Genomic DNA, 17,582 nt, shown 5'->3' on the forward strand with positions numbered 1-17,582 from the left:
ACAACCAATGACAATGCTTGCACCCGACAATAAGACGGCGGTCCTGGCCGAGCTGCGGGCCGGGCTGGGAAGCAAGGTCAACACTGACGACGGTGTCCGGTCAGCCCGCGGGCACGACAGATCGCACCTGCCGTGGGAGGCGCCCATGGCCGTGGTGCATTGCACCAGCACCGGGGACGTATCCGAGGCCCTGGCCATTTGTTCACGCCACGGCGTGGCAGCGGTGCCGATCGCGGCGGGAACCGGGCTGGAAGGTGGCGCCAACAGCACGGCCGACTCCATCTGCCTGGACCTGTCCGGCATGGACAAGATCCTGCGCATCGGTTCCGCCGACCTTGACGCCATAGTCCAGGCCGGCGTCATGAAGAGCGCCCTCAATGCGGCCCTGGCCGGCCACGGGCTTACGTTCCCCGTGGGCCCGGGCGTGGATGCAAGCGTTGGCGGCATGGCCTCTACGGGGGCCAGCGGAACCACCGCGGTCCGGTACGGCACCATGAAGGAAAACGTGCTGGGCCTGACAGTGGTCCTGGCGGACGGGACCATCATCAAGACCGGCGGGCGCGCACGCAAATCGGCAGCCGGATACGACCTCACGCACCTGTTCATCGGCGCCGAGGGAACCCTTGGCGTGCTGACCGAAGTTACATTGCGTGTGTACGGCATCCCTGAAGCAGCCAGCGTGGCAATCTGCTCATTCCCCACCCTGGAAAGTTGCACCGCCGTGGTCCAGTCCACATTGGAGTCCGGAGTACCCATCTCCAGGGTGGAACTGCTCGATGACGTCACCGTCGATGCCGTCAACCGTTACAGCGGGCTGGGACTTCCCGTCATGCCAACGCTGATCTTTGAATTTGAGGGCTCGGCCGCGAACATCGCCGACCAGGGCGAGGCGGTCCGCAAGCTTGCCTTGGTGAACGGCGGGACCGGCTGGGATTACGCCAGTGATCCCGATCAAATCAGCCGCATCTGGCGTGCCCGCCACGACGCCCTGCCGTCCTACACGGCCCTGGTTCCCGGCTCCAGCACCTGGTCAACCGACGTTTGCGTGCCAATTTCCAGGCTGGCCGAATGCATCACGCTGACGAAGGCCGATACCGACCGTGAGGGTGTGCTGGCCCCGATCGTTGGCCACGTGGGCGACGGCAACTTCCACCTCGCCTTTGTCCTTCCTCCCGGGGACGACGGCGTTCTGGTGAAAGCGGGTGCCATCAACGACAGGCTCGTTGAGCGGGCCCTGTCCATGGGAGGCACCTGCACGGGTGAGCACGGCATCGGACTGGGCAAGACTGCCTCCCTGGTGAAGGAGCATGCATCCGCCATCCCGGTCATGCTGGCCATCAAGAATGCGCTGGACCCGCAGGGGATTCTCAACCCCGGCAAGGTACTGGCGGGCTAACGGGTCAGGGCACCAAAAATGTCCCGGTTGGTTCGGGAGTTGCGCGACTTTGCCGGTGAGTTCGGTGAGGTGAGGCGCTCGCTGCCGTTTCAACTGCCGGAAAACTTCTTACTGATCATCCGGGCGATGTCGCTGACCTCGGGCGCTCTGTCCAGCCCCACCACAGTCGCGTCCTATCCCGTCCTGGACAACCATGTCCTGGAAGGCGTCGTTGGCGTAAAAGCTCGACGACGACGAGGTCTCCTACCTGGCGCTGCACGCGAGCCGGCTGTATGTGGAGATGGCCGGGCTTTTTGCAACTGCGTGGGGCTGCGTTAAACCCTTCCGCCGGCCAGCCAGGCGTCAACGCCGCGCAGCACCGCGGCTTCGGCATCCCGGGAGCCAACAGTGACCCGCACGCCCTCGCCGGCAAAGCTGCGAACGCTGATGCTCTGGGCCAGACATGCGGCTTCCAGGGCCGCAGAGCCTTCACCCACGGGCAGCCACAGGAAATTGCCGCCGCTGTCCGGTAGTGCAAGACCGCGGGAGGCGAGGGCTGCATGAAGCGCTATCCGGCCTTCGCGCACGGTGGAAACATTTGCGGCCAGTGCACCGGTGTCGGCGAGAGCGGCAACGGCGGCAGCCTCGGCCACCGCATTCAAGCCAAAGGGCGGCGACACCGCGCGCACCGCGGCCGCAATGCCGGGGTGGGCCACCAGGTAGCCTGCCCGCAGTCCGGCCAAGCCGTACGCCTTGGAAAATGTCCGCAAAAGGACCAGATTTGGATGCGCTGCGAGCAAGGCGAGGCTGTGCCGGGAGGAAGCCTCGGCGTCGTCCGCGAATTCGATGTAGGCCTGATCCAGCACCACCACCACATGGGAAGGAATGCGCGCCAGGAAATCCTCCACCTCGGCCGCACCCAGGACGGTGCCTGTGGGATTGTTGGGGCTGCACAGGATCACGGCGGCGGTGTCTGCGGTGACGGCGGCGGCCATGGCGGGCAGGTCGTGCCCGTGGCCGGCAGTCAGTGGCACCGGGATGTCCTGCGCACCGGTCAGGCGCACCAGGATGGGGTAGGCCTCGTAGCTGCGCCACGCAAACACCACCTCCTTGCCCGGCCCCGCGAACGCCGTCAGCAACTGCTGGAGCACCGCGAGCGAACCCCCGCCCGCCACGATCTGCTCCGCAGCGACGCCGAGGTTGCGGCTGAGTGCGGCGATGAGGGGTTCGCCCTGCAGCGTGGGGTACCGCTGGCAGTGCCGGGCCGCGGCATCAATTGCGGCCAGCACTGCCGGTGACGGCGGCAGGAAGGATTCGTTCGACGACGCCCGCCACCTGGGCGGGGCAGTGCCGCCCGCCTTGGAATAGACGGGCAGCGCGGCCACCAGGTCCCGGGGCTGAGGCGGCGCTGCGGTCTCCGCCGGGGTCTGGGTCGTGGTCATGAATCGTTCCTTCGTGTTGGGGCGGGCTGGGCAGGCAGGGTTGCTCAGATCAGGTCAGGCCTGGTTGCTCAGGCGACGGGTGCCGTTGCGGCGGTTGCCGGGTCGGCTGAGACTTGGTCGTCGGCCGGGTAGACCATCTCTGCCGGCGGGTGGTTGAACCGCTTGGCCACGGGATAGTAGACGGCTGCCGTGACCAGCAGGCCAACGATCCAGGAGATGTCGGCCCCGCCGAGCAGGGGAGTGATGGGGCCGGTGTACATGTGCTGGGCCAGGAACGGGATCTGGACAACCACGCCCAGCAGGTAGGTGAGCAGCGCCGGAACGTTCCAACCGCCGTAGCGGCCCTTGGGGTCGTAGAGTGCCGGGATGTCAACCTTTTCCTTGGAGGAGAAGTAGAAGTCCACCAGGTTGATGGAGCTCCACGGGATGAAGACCATCAGGAGCAGCAGCACGAAGTTCTTGAAGTTGGAGACGAAGTCCTCCGAGGCCACGAGGGCAATGATGACGGAGACGCCGATGAAGCCGATCACGTACGCAAAGCGGACCCAGGGCGCGAAGCGCAGCTGGCGGGTGAAGGCGCTGACGGAGGTCAAAATGGTCATGTAGCCGCCGTAGGCATTGAGCGTGTTGACTGTCAGCTTGCCCACCACAATCACCATGTACATCAGCACGGCGATGACGCCGCCGCCTGCCAAGTCTCCGACGAACGAGACCTGGTTGTCGATGAAGCCCTTGCCCGCAGGCATCGCGATGGCTGCAAACAACGCACCGAGGGTCATGGACCATTGGGCACCCAGGACGGAACCGGACATGCAGGCGAAGAAAGTCTTGGTGGCGTGCGTGTTGGCCGGCAGGTAGCGGGAGTAGTCGGCGACGTAGGGGCCGTAGGTCAGCTGCCAGCCAGCGCTGAGGGAAATGGCGAGCAGGAACGTGGGGATGGCGAAACCACCCACACCCATGACGGATCCGACGTCGTGCTTGAGGAAAAGCTGGATGGCCAGGTAGGTGAAGCCGATGATGCCAACGATCGTGGAGATCCGGCCCAGCATGTGAATGTATTTGTACCCGAGAGTGGCCACCAGTACCGTCAGGGCGCCGAAGATCAGCACGCCTATGACGGGGCTGTCCGTCGGGAGGATCTCGTCCACGGCCTGCCCCGCGAGCACTGCCCCGGTTGCGGCGAAGCCCAGGTACATGACGATGACCAAGATCAGCGGGATGACGGCGCCAAACACGCCGAACTGGGCGCGGCTGGAGATCATCTGCGGCATGCCCAGCTTGGGGCCCTGTGCCGCGTGCAGGGCCATGACGGCGCCGCCCAGCAGGTTGCCGATGAACAGACCAACAATGCCCCAGAAGGCGGGGGCGCCGAAGATGACGGCCAGGGCACCGGTGACGATGGCCGTGATCTGCATGTTCGCCCCAAACCACAGGGTGAATTGGCCAAAGGGCTTGCCATGGCGCTCGCGGTGGGGGACGAAGTCGATGGACCGGCGCTCAATGGCCGGCCCGCTCTTTCGCACGGTTTGGATTCTTGACATCTCATTCCTCCATTGGAATTTAGTGTTGTCGCTGGTGTTTTTCTTGAATCAATCTGAGCATGTTTGCCGGTGCTGAAGTGATGCGGTTCACCAAACTCGTCTGTGATCCGAGACGAGCGGTTGATTTGCGTGATCTGGCTCATATTCCGCATCGGGTCCGGGCTATGTTCGAAGTACGCCGCAATTGACGGCGGCGGCCCGGAGCCGGCGCCACACGCCACCTTCCGGCCGATTCCCTGGCCAACGGCCACCCTGGCCTTCCCATCCTGTCCCGCCACTTCCCGTTCCCTGGAGGAGATTTCCTTGACCGACACCACTGTTTCCGCCGCCCTGCCGTACCCTGACGGCGACTTCTTCGCTTTTGAAACCCTGCTGCCCGCCAATGAGCTGGCCCGGCTCAATGAAATCCGCGACTGGATGGAGGCCAATGTACGCCCCATCTCCCGCGATTTCTGGAACCGCAGCGAGTTCCCCGTGCACCTGATCCCGGAGGTCGCCAAGCTGGATATGATCAGCCCGGTCCGGCGCCAAGGGCATTCGCACCTGCTGGCCGGCATGATCACCGCCGCCATCCACCGCGTGGACGCCTCCTTCGGCACCTTCTTCAGCGGGCACGACGGACTGTTCACCGGCTCCATCGAACTGCTGGCCTCCGAGGAACAAAAGGCTGCATGGCTGCCTGACATCTACGCGCTGCGTAAGACCGGCGTCTTCGCCATTACCGAGCCACTGGCCGGATCCGACGTTGCCGGCGGTACCCGGACAACTGCGGAGCGGCGCGGCGATTCGTGGGTGCTGAACGGTGAAAAGCGCTGGATTGGCAACTCCACGTTCTCCGATTACGTCATCATCTGGGCCAAGGACGTGGCCGATGACCAGGTCAAGGGATTCCTGGTGGAGACCTCGCGGGCGGGGTTCAGCGCCACCCTGATTGAAAATCGCATTGCCCTGCGCGCGGTCCAGAATGCCGACATTGTCCTGAAAGACGTCGTCGTGCCGCACTTCAACAAGCTCGCGGGTGCCAACAGTTTCCGCGACACCAACAAGGTGCTCAAGACCACCCGCGCTACGGTGGGCTGGCAGTCTGTGGGCATCCAGCTGGCCGCGTTCGACACCGCCCGCCGCTACGCCGTGGAGCGCCACCAGTTCGGCAAGCCGATCGCCAGCTTCCAGCTCATCCAGGAACAGCTCGTCACGATGCTCTCCAACGCGCAGGCCTCGATGGGCATGATGGTCCGGCTGGCGCAAATGGAAGACGCCGGCACCACCCGCAACGAACACTCGGCCATGGCCAAGGCCTTCGTCACCAAGTGCATGCGCGAGACCGTGGCGCTGGGCCGGGGCATCCTTGGCGGCAACGGCGTCTCCGTGGACTACGAGATGGCCAAGATCTTCTGCGACGCCGAGGCCATCTACACGTACGAGGGCACCTATGAGATCAACACCCTGGTCGCCGGGCGCGCCATCACCGGGATTGCCGCGTTCGTCTAGCCCCTCTGCCTGAGCCCCTCTGCCTGAAGCCCGACGGCGCCCGGCCCACCTTGGTGGGGCGGGCGCCGTCGGGCTTCTTTAAGGGCTAGACGCCGGTGTCATCCGTGCGGTCTGTGTGGCGGAGCGTGCCGTTTCCGTCAGTCGGGCGGATGACGGTCCTGGACGAGGACTGGCGCCTGCGGAAGGTGAAAATGAGGCCAAGGATGAAGACCACGATTCCGGCCCCCATCAGAATGTTGCCGACCAGCGCGATGTCGATCCAGGCCACTTGGATCTCGAGGGCAAACCTCAAAATTGCGCCAATAACAAAGAGAACTACTCCGGCACCGATGCTCATGATGATGTCCTTTCAAAATTCTCGTGATGGTTGGGTTTAGGGGCCGTCATGGAGGGGCCGGCTGCCCGCTGCTGAGTGCCGGCCGGTGCCGGCATCATTTCCTTCCTCCGGGGCGTCTTCCCCTGAGGGTCGGTCCGTGCGATCCTCGGCGGGGGAGGGCTGCGCACGATTCGATGCATCGGCTCCGGGGTCGACGTCGGCGGCCTCGGCAAGTTTTTCCCTGGCCGCGGCTGCAGCGACGGCGGCATCCGAGCGTTGCTGCTCGGCTTCCATGCTTAAGCGTTCAGCGGCGACTGCAGCCTGTTCCGCATCGGATGCCTTGCGCATTGCAGCGGCGTTTTTCTCGCGGGAGTCGAGCTCGGCAACCCTGGCGTCTTCGCGCAACTTGGCCGCCCGCTCCCGATCTTCCTTTGCTTGGAGTTCTTTCGCCTCGCGGCGTCGCCGGGAGGCGAGGGAAATCAGCACTGCGATGATCACGATGATGACTATTGCGGCAATTGCGATCCATATCCACATCGTTGAATCCATGTGAATCAGTCTCCGTCCTTTTGCAGTTCCGACAGGCTTTGGAACTTCGTCTTCGTCAAGCGGTGCAAAATCACGTTACTTTTCCATCATGCCCCGGATGGGGGCCTTTGCACAGTACTGGCCCGGCGTCAGGCGGCCTGCCGCCTGCCTTGCGCGGGACGGATTTGGGCGAACGGTCATGTTGCTGACAAGATGTTGGAAAGATGCTGACACCGTGTTGGCATCTTTAGCCATTTCCAAAGACAAGGCGGATTATGTTCCTTGCAGTCCGCGAACTGATGTTCGCGCGTGGCCGTTTCAGTCTCATGGGCGGTGTCATTGCACTCATCGCCGTTCTCATGGTGATGCTGTCCGGCCTCTCCTCAGGGCTGGTCAATGACGGTGTTTCCGGGCTGAAGTCGATGCCCGCCACGGCTTTTGCCTTCGACCAGGGCACCAAGACCGACAACGCTTTTTCCCGCTCCGCGGTCGATGACAAGCAGCTCGAAGCATGGCGCGGGGTTCAGGGTGTTGAGCACGCTGAATTCATGGGCGTCAGCATGTCCAACGCCGTCACCGACTCCGGCAAGCAGGTTGACCTGACCCTGTTCGGCGTCGAACCGGGATCCTTCCTGGAACCCGCTGCGCAGGCCGGCAAGGGTTTGGGGGCGGCCGACGGAATCGTCGTCTCTCCCACCGCCAAGGCCGAAGGCATCGAGCTGGGGACCGTGGTGACGCTGGACCGGATAGGCGCCAAGCTCACCGTTGTGGGCTTCACCTCGGGCCAGGCAACGTTTGGCCACGTGGACGTGGCGTACCTGCCGCTGGCAACATGGCAGCTGCTCGCATCGGGCGCCACGGTAGACGGCGCGCCAACACCGGCCCAGGTGGCCGCCAGCACTTTCCACAACGCCAGCGTGGTGGCCGTCCAGGCGCAAACCGGCACAGAGCTGAACCTGGCCGCGGCCGATGCTGCGGCGAAAACCTCCAGCCAGCCGCTGAAGGAAGCCTTCAACGCCTCTCCCGGCTACGAAGCCGAAACCATGACGTTGAGCATGATCCAGATGTTCCTGTACGCCATCTGCGCCCTGGTGGTCGGTGCCTTCTTCACGGTGTGGACCATCCAGCGCAAGCATGAAATTGCCGTGCTGCGCGCCGTTGGCGCCTCCACCGGATACCTGCTCCGGGACGGCCTGGCCCAGGCCGCGATCGTCCTGGTGGGCTTCACGGCCGTGGGGCTCGCCGCGGGCATTGGCCTCGGCGCGATCATGCCGGACGCCATGCCCTTCGCACTGGAATTTGCCCCCATCGCCACCGCCACGGCGCTGACCATTGGGCTGGGGCTCATTGGCGCCGCCGTCGCAGTGCTCCGGATTTCCCGAATCGATCCGCTCAATGCTCTCGGAGGACAGCGATGACACAGACAACTTCTCAAAACGCCGCCCCTGGCACCGCATCCCCGGCAGCCGGCCTGTCCATCCGCAATGCGCGGTTGGAGCTGGGCGACGGCGACAGCAAGGTCCTGGCCTTGGACAACGTCAACCTGGACGTGGCGTCTGGGGAGTTTGTGGCCATTGTGGGCCCCTCCGGCTCCGGCAAGTCCTCGCTGCTGGCCGTGGCCGGCGCCCTGTCCAGCCCCGATTCAGGCACCGTCCACGTCCACGGGCAGGACATTGGTGCGCTGCGCCAAGGCCGGCGGGCGGCGTTCCGCATGGCCAACATCGGCTTTGTGTTCCAGTCCGGGAACCTGATCCCGGCACTTTCGGCGGCGGACCAGCTGCGCCTGGTCAACAAGCTCGCCGGCGGGCCGCGCAGCTTCGATCCGATGCCGCTGCTGGAATCGGTGGGCATGGGCCACCGCGCCAAGAACCGCCCCGGGCAGCTCTCCGGCGGTGAGCGCCAGCGCGTGGGCATTGCCCGCGCACTGGTCACCGGGGCCAGACTGCTGCTCGTGGATGAGCCCACGGCCGCCCTGGACCGGGCCCGCAGCCGCGACGTGGTGGCGCTGCTGGCCGCGCAAAGCCACGAGTTTGGCGTGGCCACCGTGATGGTCACCCACGACCACGACGTGCTCAGCCACTGCGACCGCGTCCTGGAAATGGTGGACGGCATGCTGTCTGCCAGCTCGGAGACCGCCCAGCGAGGCTAAGCATCAACGCTTAAGGATCGACGGCGGCGGGTTGCGAAGGCAAGCCGCCGCCGTCGGCCGTACCCTTGACGTGTTAGCGATAAGGAGTGGGGATGCCCAAGATTGATGCCTCAAGTGTGGCGGAGCACCGCGCCGCGAAGAAGCGCGCCCTGCTGGATGCCGCCCATGAGCTGCTGCGGGAAACCTCGGAGGCCCCCGCGATGGCGGAAGTGGCCAAACGGGCCGGCCTGGCCAGGCCCAGCGTGTACCAATACTTTGCCTCCCGCCAGGACCTGCTGCAGGAACTCGTCGCAGACATCTTCCCCCGCTGGACCGAGCGCGTCACCGGTGCCATGGCCGACGCCCCCACCAAGGCCGACCGGATCCTTGCCTACGCCCTGGCCAACGTGGACCTCGTCGCCGAGGGCGCCCATGCCGTTGGCTCCGCCCTAGCCACACTGGCCCCCGGCCTTGCCTTGGACGAGCAGGCGGACAGGATGCACCGCCAGCTGCAGGAACCGCTGATCACCACACTCGACGAATTGGGCATTGACGATCCGGCCTCGATCTCGGACATGATCAACTCCGTGGTCCACGCAGGCACGCGCATGCTCGAATCCGGGCAGTCCATCCAGCAGGTCCACGCCCACCTGCATTCGTTGCTGGATCCCTTCGTTGCCGCGCACCGCTGACGGACGGACTGAAGTGCGCAGGACGTGAGGCGGCGCTGCAGCGCAAGGTGGCGTCACGGAGTCGGACATTTCCAAGGCAGGACGCCCTGGCACCTAACTGTCTTGTATCACAGACGGTGTGCTCGGCCGGCCCCTAGGATTGGGCCCGTTGTCGAGGTTTGATGGAGACATAGGTACATTCACCGGATCCGTTCCGGCCACCGTCTTTGAACCGACAGCTAAGGAAATATCATGGCAACGATGCATGACCCCTCCCGCACCATTCGCGCGGCCCGCGGCACCGAGCTCTCCGCCAAGTCGTGGCAGACTGAGGCGCCGCTGCGCATGCTCATGAACAACCTGGACCCCGAGGTTGCCGAGCGCCCCGAGGACCTGGTGGTCTACGGCGGCACCGGCCGTGCGGCCCGTTCCTGGGAGGCCTACGACGCCATTGTGGCCACGCTGAAGACGCTCGAGGATGACGAGACCCTGCTGGTGCAGTCGGGCAAGCCCGTGGGTGTTTTTCGCACCAATGTGTGGGCGCCGCGCGTGCTGCTGGCCAACTCGAACCTGGTGGGGGACTGGGCCACGTGGCCCGAATTCCGCAAGCTCGAGGCTGAGGGCCTGATGATGTACGGGCAGATGACGGCCGGCTCATGGATTTACATTGGCACCCAGGGGATTCTGCAGGGCACCTTTGAGACCTTTGCTGCCATTGCTGAGAAGCGCTTTGGCGGCTCTCTTGCCGGGACACTGACGCTGACCGGTGGCTGTGGCGGCATGGGCGGGGCGCAGCCACTGGCCGTGACCTTGAATGGTGGCACCTGCCTTATTGTTGACGTTTCTGAGGAACGCCTTTTGCGCCGCGTGGGCAAGCGGTACCTGGATGAGTTGGCGCCGTCTCTGGATGCTGCTCTTTCACGCGTTCTCGAGGCGAAGGCTGCTCGCGTGCCCTTGTCCGTGGGTGTTGTGGGCAATGCTGCCGAGGTATTCCCGGAGATTCTGCGACGCCACCAGGCGGGCGAGTTCACCGTGGATATTGTCACCGACCAGACTAGCGCGCACGATCCGCTCTCTTACCTGCCCACCGAATACTCCGTTGAAGAGTGGGTGGCGGAGTCGGAAGCTGATCCTGAGGGCTTCACGAAGAAGTCCCAGAACGCGATGGCCCGCCACGTTGCCGCTATGGTCGATTTCCAGGATGCTGGTGCCGAGGTTTTTGACTACGGCAACTCCATCCGTGACGAGGCGCGCAAGGGCGGCTATTCGCGGGCCTTCGAGTTCCCGGGCTTTGTCCCGGCCTACATCCGCCCGCTGTTCTGCGAGGGCCTTGGCCCGTTCCGCTGGGTGGCGCTCTCCGGTGATCCTGAGGACATTCGCGTCACTGACGAAGCGCTGAAGGAATTGTTCCCCGAGAACGTGCATTTGCACCGCTGGCTCGATGCGGCTGCGGAGCATGTTGAGTTTGAGGGCCTGCCGGCGCGTATTTGCTGGCTCGGTTACGGAGAGCGCGCCAAGGCAGGCGTGCTGTTCAACGAACTCGTTGCCTCCGGCCGGGTCTCTGCGCCGATTGTGATTGGCCGCGACCACCTTGACTCCGGATCCGTGGCGTCGCCGTACCGCGAAACTGAAGCCATGAAGGATGGCTCCGACGCCATTGCCGACTGGCCTCTGCTGAACGCCATGCTCAACACCGCCTCCGGTGCCACTTGGGTTTCCATTCATCATGGTGGCGGCGTGGGCATTGGCCGCTCCATCCACGCTGGCCAAGTTTCCGTTGCCGACGGTTCTGCTTTGGCGGGGGAGAAGCTGGCGCGCCTGCTCACGAACGATCCGGGCATGGGCGTCATCCGCCACGTGGACGCTGGTTATGAGCGGGCCATTGATGTGGCAGCCGAGCGCGGGGTGCGGATTCCGATGCAGGAGCAGTAAAACTTCCGCACCACTCATTCATGACGGAGATGTGGTCTTCCGCTACTGAATTATCAGCAGCGGAAGACCACATCTCCGTCATTTTTGTGGCGAGGGGCGCTACGCCCACGGTGGGCCGGCAGCGCAAGGGGGTGCCCGGCGTCGTGCTCTAACGGCTCCAGTTGTATGGAGTGGTGGTGGAGACTCTCATGAGGCCAGCTCGTTCAAGAATGGGACGGGAGAATTCAGTGGAATCGCTGTGCACCAGTGTTTTGCCGAGGGACAGGGCTGAGCGGGCGCGGGCGGCGGTCAGAGCGCGGTAGATGCCGCGGCCGCGGTACGGCTCGAGCGTGGCGCCGCCCCAGATTCCGGCGAAATCTGTGCCGGGGACGGGCTCGAGGCGGCCGCAACTTACGATCTGGCCGTTGGCCTCGGCGACCCAGAGCTCCATGCCGTCGTCTCTGGCTAAACGTGCGAGCAGCGAATCGGCCATGCGGGTGCTGGCGGGGTCGCCGAAGGCTGCGTCAGCCATGGCGCTCATGGCGCGGATGTCGGCTTCTCCTTCGATTTTTCGTAGCGTCACGCCTGCGGGCAGCTGGACCTCTTGTGCCAAAGCCTCGAGTGGGCCAATCATGATCGATTCCGGGTCCTCCGGGACGAAGCCGTGGGCGATCAGTGCCTCATGCAGGCCGGGCGCGTTGTCATGGCCGCGGGTTTTCCACTCGACACTGGAAATCTCGGGGATGGCGCGGAAATGATCCAGCGCTGTGGTGACGAGGGTTGGGATGTGGTGGGTGCCGCCGAGGTCCTGGTACGTGATGAAGCCGCGGCCACCGGCAAACGTCACCAGGCGAAGCGGGCCGAGCCTGGTGACGTCGATGGCGCTGGGCGTTTCGGCGTCGGTGCGGAGTTGCTGGTCGTAGGCCTTGAGGTACTGCTCTTTGCTTGTCATTGCTCCTAGCTTCACACGGCTTGGCAGCTGGTGCTACTGCAAGCTGGCAACAACTTTTTCCAGGGCGGTGCGGATGGTGGCAACTTCTTCCGGGCTGAGGAGATCGATGAACTTTTCCCGTACCAGCGCAACGTGTCCAGGGAATGTCTTTTGCACCCGCTCACGTCCGGTAGATGTCAGCTGTGCGACCACGCACCGGCTATCCGAGTCCGACGATTCCCTCACCACGAAGCCCGCTTTCTCAAGCTGGCCGATCTGGTACGTCAGTCCGCTTCGCGAGACGACGAGAGTATCGGCGAGGTCACTCATCCGGAGCCCATCTTTGGCGTCCAGGAGTCGGGCAAGGATAGAGAACTGCAACGGAGTCAGTCCATGCTCGGAGCACTGCGCCGAGACGGCACGCTGGACGAGGTCTCCGGCAGTGACGAGCGCAAAGTACGCATCGAGTTCACCGCTGTCCAGTGTTTCCTTCATCTGGGGCTCCTTTTTTGGGTCGCACATAAACTATTGATTCAAATTTGAACTAGTGCTACGTTGAAAAAGTAGTTCAAGTTCGAACTACTTTAGTTTAGTGCCACACTCTGAAAGAAGCATAGTTATGCATATTGCAATCCTTGGGACAGGCCACATGGCCACCACACTTGCCGGCGGGTTCATCGCTGCGGGGCACACGGTAGTTTTTGGATCGCGGGACCCCGCGGCACACGCGGACCTGGCTGCGCCAGTCACCAGCGCTGTTGAGGCGATCCGCGATGCTGACCTGGTGGTGAATGCGATCCTGGCTTCGTTCACGCTGGAATTTTTGACTCCGCTTGCCGATGATCTTGCCGGCAAAGTGCTGTTGGACATCGGCAACGCCGTAACGCCAAGCTTTGAACTGATGTACCCGACTGTGAGCCTGGGCGAGCTCCTGCAGCAGGCACTGCCGGCGACGAAGGTGGTCAAATCGCTCAACACGGTGCCGGGGACGCTAGTCTTGGCGCCGGGATCGCTCCCGGAAGCGTCGTCGGTGTTCCTTTCGGGCGACGACGCCGAGGCTAAGGCCCTGGTCAGCTCGCTGCTTACGGAACTGGGCTGGGGCGTGGATACACAGGTGGATCTGGGTGGCATCGCATCGGCTCGAGGAGTGGAGCACTACTTTCCGCTCTTCGTGGCAATGATGCAGCAGTTCCACGGTGCGCCGTTCAATATCCGCGTGGTTCGCTGACGGTTCGCTGACGGGGTGGGTTGCGGGTGCGGGTGGGAGCGCCGGTGCCGGGCTGGGACGGGATTTCCGGCCAGGATTTCGCCAGCCATGTAAGGCACATGGTTTTGGGAGGCAGATCGTGAAGGCGTGGCTGGTGCGTGAGTAGTTTTTGGTCCGTATCCACAGCTTGCCCATTTGCCTTTCGCTGGCGCAAGTTAATGGTCCCAACCGTCCTATTGCCAGAGGCGGGCTGTGGGCGGATCATTGGACCACGAACTGAAATATGGAGGCGTCATGCCGGAACGAACATCTGGAGATGTTGCGTGGGAGTCAGGCTGGTTCGTAGGTAGCTGGGTGGGTACCGGACTGATACTGCACTGGATCGGACAACAATATTGTCCAACAAGTTTCGTCCGTCCGGCGCCTGTTATGTTGGGCCGTCTCCCAGCCCCGCCTAATCCTCTTATGTGCGCGTTGGCTGACACGAATGAGAGTTTGTTGGCTGTATTTGCTGGCTTGGCTGTTGCCCTAGTCGTCCTCGTGGTCTGGGAAATTAGACTCAGGATCATGGGCTAGGAATGATTATTTGTGGTCCTTTAGAAGCTCGATTCTCACAACTCTTGCCCAGCGGTCAGCAGCGGTGGGCTTACGCCCCAACGGACCCATCGTGTCCACGCATGACTTGATAGAGCGGTTGGACGCATGTGAATCAATAGATGCCCATCTTGGAGTGGAACCTCATGCCCAGCCCGTGGCCAAATTTGTTGCGAGCGGCACCTCTGGTGGTGCGGGAGTGGATGTTTGTGTGGCTTGTGGCATGTCTAAATTGACGGCTGAATGAAGGCTGGCCAGTACCAAAATAGTGATCAGCAGTTTTCCTCGGGGGCTGCGGCGCCGCCGGTCTCACGCCTGCTTCACCCCAATGGCAGCTCGGTCCAAGTAACTCTGGCTGTGTGGAGTGGTTTCAGCACCTGATCGTAGAAAGTGTCCACGCCGGCTTGCAGCGAGTCGGCCACGTCCTGCCCGCCAGAGGAGAATAGGATCTGGACCGAATCTTCTTCTCTGGCGAGTAACTGAAAGCCGCAACCACCGCTATACCAGTGGTTGGTGGCAAAGTCCCGGTTCAGACCGTCAAGCCACTTTTCCAGTAGGGGCTCCAGCTCATCTTGCTCCTGAGGGGCCAACTCCAGGCTCATGACGAGACGTGCGACTTTGATCAGCTCTGGATTCTCAGGAGCCCAGACCCAGCTGTAATTCATCAAGTACCGCTGTGAAGCATTCATGCTGGGAGATTAGCACTGGCTCCTGACTCCAGCACAGCGCTGGGCCAATCGTGGAAGCCAGCCTGCGAGAGTTCCTGCGGATCTGGTCCTGAAGCGTTGAGTGCTATTGGGTGTCACGTTGTTTGGTGACAAGCGCATCAGTGTTAGTGGCGTGGAGGGTGATCCATTCGGGTATGCCAGTTCTTGAGGTTCAAATCGGCCGTGGTGGGCGATGGCCTGAATGCGGGGAGTCGTATGAATGAATTCAGTGAGGTCGCCCGCCAGAAGCTCCCATAGCTGCAATTGACGGTGTGGCTTCAGGATGCGGTAATGCCGGGGCCCTCAGATACAAGGTCTGGTACATCGATTCCTGTCCCATTACTGTCTGGGGCATGTCATGTCCAAGGCTATGTAGCGGTGTCGGGGTAGTCGACGACTGAGATTAGCCACCGCTATTGAAAAAGATTGTTGAACAACCTATTGCTGAGATTGTTCAACAACCTGTAGTGCACTTCTCATCGCTCCTTCTTGTGACGACAGTCACCCGCACCCCGACGGATGGAATCATGGCTACTCCCACTGTAAAACCGAAGCTCAGCGCTTCCGCACGACGTACGGCAATGCTCGGTGCCATGTTCCTCATGGCCACCAGCGCTATCGGTCCCGGATTCATCACTCAGACCACTGAATTCACGGTCCAGATCGGCGCCTCCTTCGCCTTCGCCATTGTCGTCTCCATCCTGGTGGACATTGCGGTTCAGTTGAACGTCTGGCGCATCATTGGCGTCTCAGGAATGCGCGCCCAGGAACTGGGCAACAAGGTCCTGCCTGGTGCTGGTTGGGCGCTTGCCGCCCTGGTCTTCATTGGTGGAATGGTGTTCAACATTGGTAACATCGCCGGCACCGGTCTGGGCATGAACGCCATGTTGGGGCTGGATCCCAAGATTGGTGGGCTCATTTCCGCAGGCGTCGCGATCCTCATTTTCCTCTCCAAGCGTGCGGGCATGGCGCTGGATAAGATCGTGGTGCTGCTCGGGGCCATCATGATTCTGCTGATGCTCTACGTAGCCATAGTTGCCGCCCCTCCCGTGGGCGAAGCGCTGAAGAACGCTGTGGCGCCGGAGAACATTAACTTCCTGATCATCACCACACTGATCGGTGGCACCGTGGGCGGCTACATCACCTACGCCGGTGCGCACCGCATGGTCGATTCCGGCGCGGCCGGCGTCGAGAACGTTAAGGACATCACCCGGACCTCAATCCTGAGCATCATCGTCACCGGCATCATGCGCGTACTCCTGTTCCTAGCCATCCTCGGCGTAGTCGCCGGCGGCGTGGTCCTGACCAGCGACAACAAGGCCGCAGAGGCCTTTGGCCACGCGGCCGGTGAAATCGGCATCCGCTCCTTCGGTGTGATCCTCTGGGCCGCCGCTCTGACCTCGGTGATCGGTGCCGCATACACCTCGGTTTCATTCATTACCAAGTCCAGCACTCCGGAGCGCACCCGCAACCTCATCACCGTCGCCTTCATTGCCGTCTGCGCGGTCATCTATCTCTTCCTCGGCCAGGCTCCGCAGACGCTGTTGATCTTCGCCGGCGCCTTCAACGGCCTGATTCTGCCCTTCGGTTTCGCTGTCCTGCTTTGGGCCGCTTGGCGCCGCCGGGATCTCCTGCAGGGTTACGTCTATCCGAAGTGGCTGCTGGTCATCGGTGTGGCTACCTGGCTACTCACCCTGTTCCTGGGCTGGAACTCGCTGGCCGGCCTGGCCAAACTATGGGTCTAAGTAACTCCGTCTCCCACCCGGGCCGCACGTCTTTTGGAACTTTTGAAAGGAATCGTCACGTCATGAGCGCAATTAAACGAAGCGCTTCGCTACCGGAAAATCGCGCCGAGCTGTCACCTGCGCAGGCACGCGAACTTTTCCGCAACGGACTGGTGGGGCCTACGGCCGGGTTCTCCCGGGGCTACGCGCAGGCCAACCTGATCATTGTGCCCAAGGAGCAGGCCTTCGACGTGCTGCTCTTTGCCCAACGCAACCCCAAATCTTGTCCTATCCTCGGCGTGCTTGACGCAGGCGAGACCAGCGGGGAACTGCTGGTAGGTGGAGACATCCGCACGGATGTCTCGCAATACTACGTGTATGAGAACGGCATCAAGGTCGCCGAACCCACTGACCTCAGTGAGTACTGGCGCGATGATCTGGTGACGTTCATAGTGGGCTGCTCATTCACGTTTGAGACAGCATTGATGGAGGGTGGAATCTCCATCGCCCACATCGAGGCGGGCGTCAATGTGCCGATGTTCAAGTCCAACATCCGCAGCGCTTCGGCCGGCGCCATGTCCGGGCCCATGGTGGTCTCCATGCGCCCCATCCCCGCCTCACAGGTGTCCGACGCCGTACGCATCACCTCGCGCTACCCCGCCGTCCATGGAGCGCCGGTGCACATTGGCAATCCCGAAGAGTTGGGCATTATGGATCTTTCCAAGCCCGACTTTGGTGATGCAGTCGACATCCCGGCTGGGCATATTCCGGTGTTCTGGGCCTGTGGGGTCACGCCCCAGGCCGCGGTCATGGAATCACGTCCGGCACTTGCTATCGGGCACGCCCCAGGGCACATGCTCATTACCGACGCCAGGGACAGCCGCTACCTGGTGCCCTAGCGGTTCCCGGGGGCATCGAACGAAGCCCAACGAAGCCAGGAATCGCTCAATCGCAGATTGTTGAACAATCTTGATTCATGGTGCATCCTTAGAACAAGCCAATTCACGAGACCGGGG

General features: G+C 62.7%; 18 protein-coding genes. 11 read left to right on the forward strand and 7 right to left on the reverse strand.

The annotated features are described in order from the left end of the window. Positions 1-7: 7 nt before the first annotated feature. The gene (locus tag AB0P14_RS06185) at positions 8-1,396 is read left to right on the forward strand and encodes an FAD-linked oxidase C-terminal domain-containing protein (RefSeq protein WP_363839113.1); all 1,389 of its coding nucleotides are present in this window, start codon (positions 8-10) and stop codon (positions 1,394-1,396) included. An 18-nt stretch (positions 1,397-1,414) separates the two neighbouring features. Beyond that, positions 1,415-1,714, forward strand: coding sequence for a hypothetical protein (locus AB0P14_RS06190; protein ID WP_363839399.1), 300 nt, complete (start codon positions 1,415-1,417; stop codon positions 1,712-1,714). Here AB0P14_RS06190 and AB0P14_RS06195 read toward each other — a convergent pair. After that, entirely contained in the window at positions 1,711-2,817 is a 1,107-nt protein-coding gene (locus tag AB0P14_RS06195; protein ID WP_363839116.1) for a histidinol-phosphate transaminase, read from the reverse strand. The genes AB0P14_RS06190 and AB0P14_RS06195 overlap by 4 nt on opposite strands. A gap of 68 nt (positions 2,818-2,885) precedes the next feature. Then, a complete protein-coding gene (locus AB0P14_RS06200; protein WP_363839119.1) occupies positions 2,886-4,358 on the reverse strand; it encodes a cytosine permease in 1,473 nt (490 codons plus the stop codon). A 303-nt stretch (positions 4,359-4,661) separates the two neighbouring features. Between AB0P14_RS06200 and AB0P14_RS06205 the strand changes: the two genes are divergently transcribed. Further along, positions 4,662-5,849: an acyl-CoA dehydrogenase family protein gene (locus AB0P14_RS06205; protein WP_363839122.1), complete on the forward strand. Its 1,188-nt coding sequence runs from the start codon at positions 4,662-4,664 to the stop codon at positions 5,847-5,849. An 85-nt stretch (positions 5,850-5,934) separates the two neighbouring features. Here the strand turns inward: AB0P14_RS06205 and AB0P14_RS06210 are convergent, their stop codons facing one another. Together AB0P14_RS06210 and AB0P14_RS06215 are read right to left on the reverse strand one after the other, a co-directional pair. After that, positions 5,935-6,186: a DUF6458 family protein gene (locus AB0P14_RS06210; RefSeq protein ID WP_363839125.1), complete on the reverse strand. Its 252-nt coding sequence runs from the start codon at positions 6,184-6,186 to the stop codon at positions 5,935-5,937. Positions 6,187-6,222: 36 nt separating this feature from the next. After that, entirely contained in the window at positions 6,223-6,714 is a 492-nt protein-coding gene (locus tag AB0P14_RS06215) for a hypothetical protein (protein ID WP_363839128.1), read from the reverse strand. 254 nt (positions 6,715-6,968) lie between these two features. On the opposite strand from AB0P14_RS06215, the gene AB0P14_RS06220 reads away from it, so the two are divergent. The 5 genes from AB0P14_RS06220 (at position 6,969) to AB0P14_RS06240 (ending at position 11,576) form a co-directional block, all read left to right on the forward strand. Further along, the gene (locus AB0P14_RS06220) at positions 6,969-8,111 is read left to right on the forward strand and encodes an ABC transporter permease (protein WP_363839131.1); all 1,143 of its coding nucleotides are present in this window, start codon (positions 6,969-6,971) and stop codon (positions 8,109-8,111) included. Next, the gene (locus AB0P14_RS06225) at positions 8,108-8,842 is read left to right on the forward strand and encodes an ABC transporter ATP-binding protein (RefSeq protein WP_363839134.1); all 735 of its coding nucleotides are present in this window, start codon (positions 8,108-8,110) and stop codon (positions 8,840-8,842) included. Before AB0P14_RS06220 ends, AB0P14_RS06225 begins: the two co-directional genes overlap by 4 nt. A gap of 92 nt (positions 8,843-8,934) precedes the next feature. Then, complete coding sequence (locus AB0P14_RS06230; RefSeq protein WP_363839137.1) at positions 8,935-9,513, forward strand: helix-turn-helix domain-containing protein; 579 nt, start codon at positions 8,935-8,937, stop codon at positions 9,511-9,513. Positions 9,514-9,744: 231 nt separating this feature from the next. Next, positions 9,745-11,424 (forward strand): urocanate hydratase, encoded by a 1,680-nt coding sequence (hutU, locus tag AB0P14_RS06235; protein ID WP_363839140.1) that lies wholly within the window; start codon positions 9,745-9,747, stop codon positions 11,422-11,424. Between the two features lie 20 nt (positions 11,425-11,444). Further along, a complete protein-coding gene (locus tag AB0P14_RS06240; protein ID WP_363839143.1) occupies positions 11,445-11,576 on the forward strand; it encodes a hypothetical protein in 132 nt (43 codons plus the stop codon). On the opposite strand, the gene AB0P14_RS06245 is transcribed toward AB0P14_RS06240, so the two are convergent. Together AB0P14_RS06245 and AB0P14_RS06250 are read right to left on the reverse strand one after the other, a co-directional pair. After that, complete coding sequence (locus AB0P14_RS06245; RefSeq protein ID WP_363839146.1) at positions 11,573-12,355, reverse strand: GNAT family N-acetyltransferase; 783 nt, start codon at positions 12,353-12,355, stop codon at positions 11,573-11,575. The two genes, AB0P14_RS06240 and AB0P14_RS06245, sit on opposite strands and share 4 nt — an antisense overlap. Positions 12,356-12,388: 33 nt before the next feature. After that, entirely contained in the window at positions 12,389-12,829 is a 441-nt protein-coding gene (locus AB0P14_RS06250; RefSeq protein WP_363839148.1) for a MarR family transcriptional regulator, read from the reverse strand. 124 nt (positions 12,830-12,953) lie between these two features. Here AB0P14_RS06250 and AB0P14_RS06255 point away from each other — a divergent pair, with 124 nt between their 5' ends. Further along, positions 12,954-13,562, forward strand: coding sequence for an NAD(P)-binding domain-containing protein (locus AB0P14_RS06255; RefSeq protein ID WP_363839150.1), 609 nt, complete (start codon positions 12,954-12,956; stop codon positions 13,560-13,562). An 893-nt stretch (positions 13,563-14,455) separates the two neighbouring features. Here the strand turns inward: AB0P14_RS06255 and AB0P14_RS06260 are convergent. Beyond that, positions 14,456-14,824 carry a hypothetical protein gene (locus AB0P14_RS06260; protein WP_363839152.1) on the reverse strand — a complete coding sequence of 123 codons (369 nt, stop codon included), beginning with the start codon at positions 14,822-14,824 and terminating at the stop codon, positions 14,456-14,458. A gap of 545 nt (positions 14,825-15,369) precedes the next feature. Between AB0P14_RS06260 and AB0P14_RS06265 the strand changes: the two genes are divergently transcribed. Together AB0P14_RS06265 and AB0P14_RS06270 are read left to right on the forward strand one after the other, a co-directional pair. After that, positions 15,370-16,587, forward strand: a complete 1,218-nt coding sequence (locus AB0P14_RS06265) for an NRAMP family divalent metal transporter (RefSeq protein ID WP_363839154.1) — start codon at positions 15,370-15,372, stop codon at positions 16,585-16,587. A 62-nt stretch (positions 16,588-16,649) separates the two neighbouring features. Further along, a complete protein-coding gene (locus AB0P14_RS06270) occupies positions 16,650-17,465 on the forward strand; it encodes a putative hydro-lyase (RefSeq protein WP_363839156.1) in 816 nt (271 codons plus the stop codon). Positions 17,466-17,582 lie beyond the last annotated feature (117 nt).

The organism is Specibacter sp. NPDC078709 (assembly GCF_040686795.1).
In the GTDB taxonomy this organism is placed as follows: Bacteria; Actinomycetota; Actinomycetes; order Actinomycetales; family Micrococcaceae; genus Specibacter.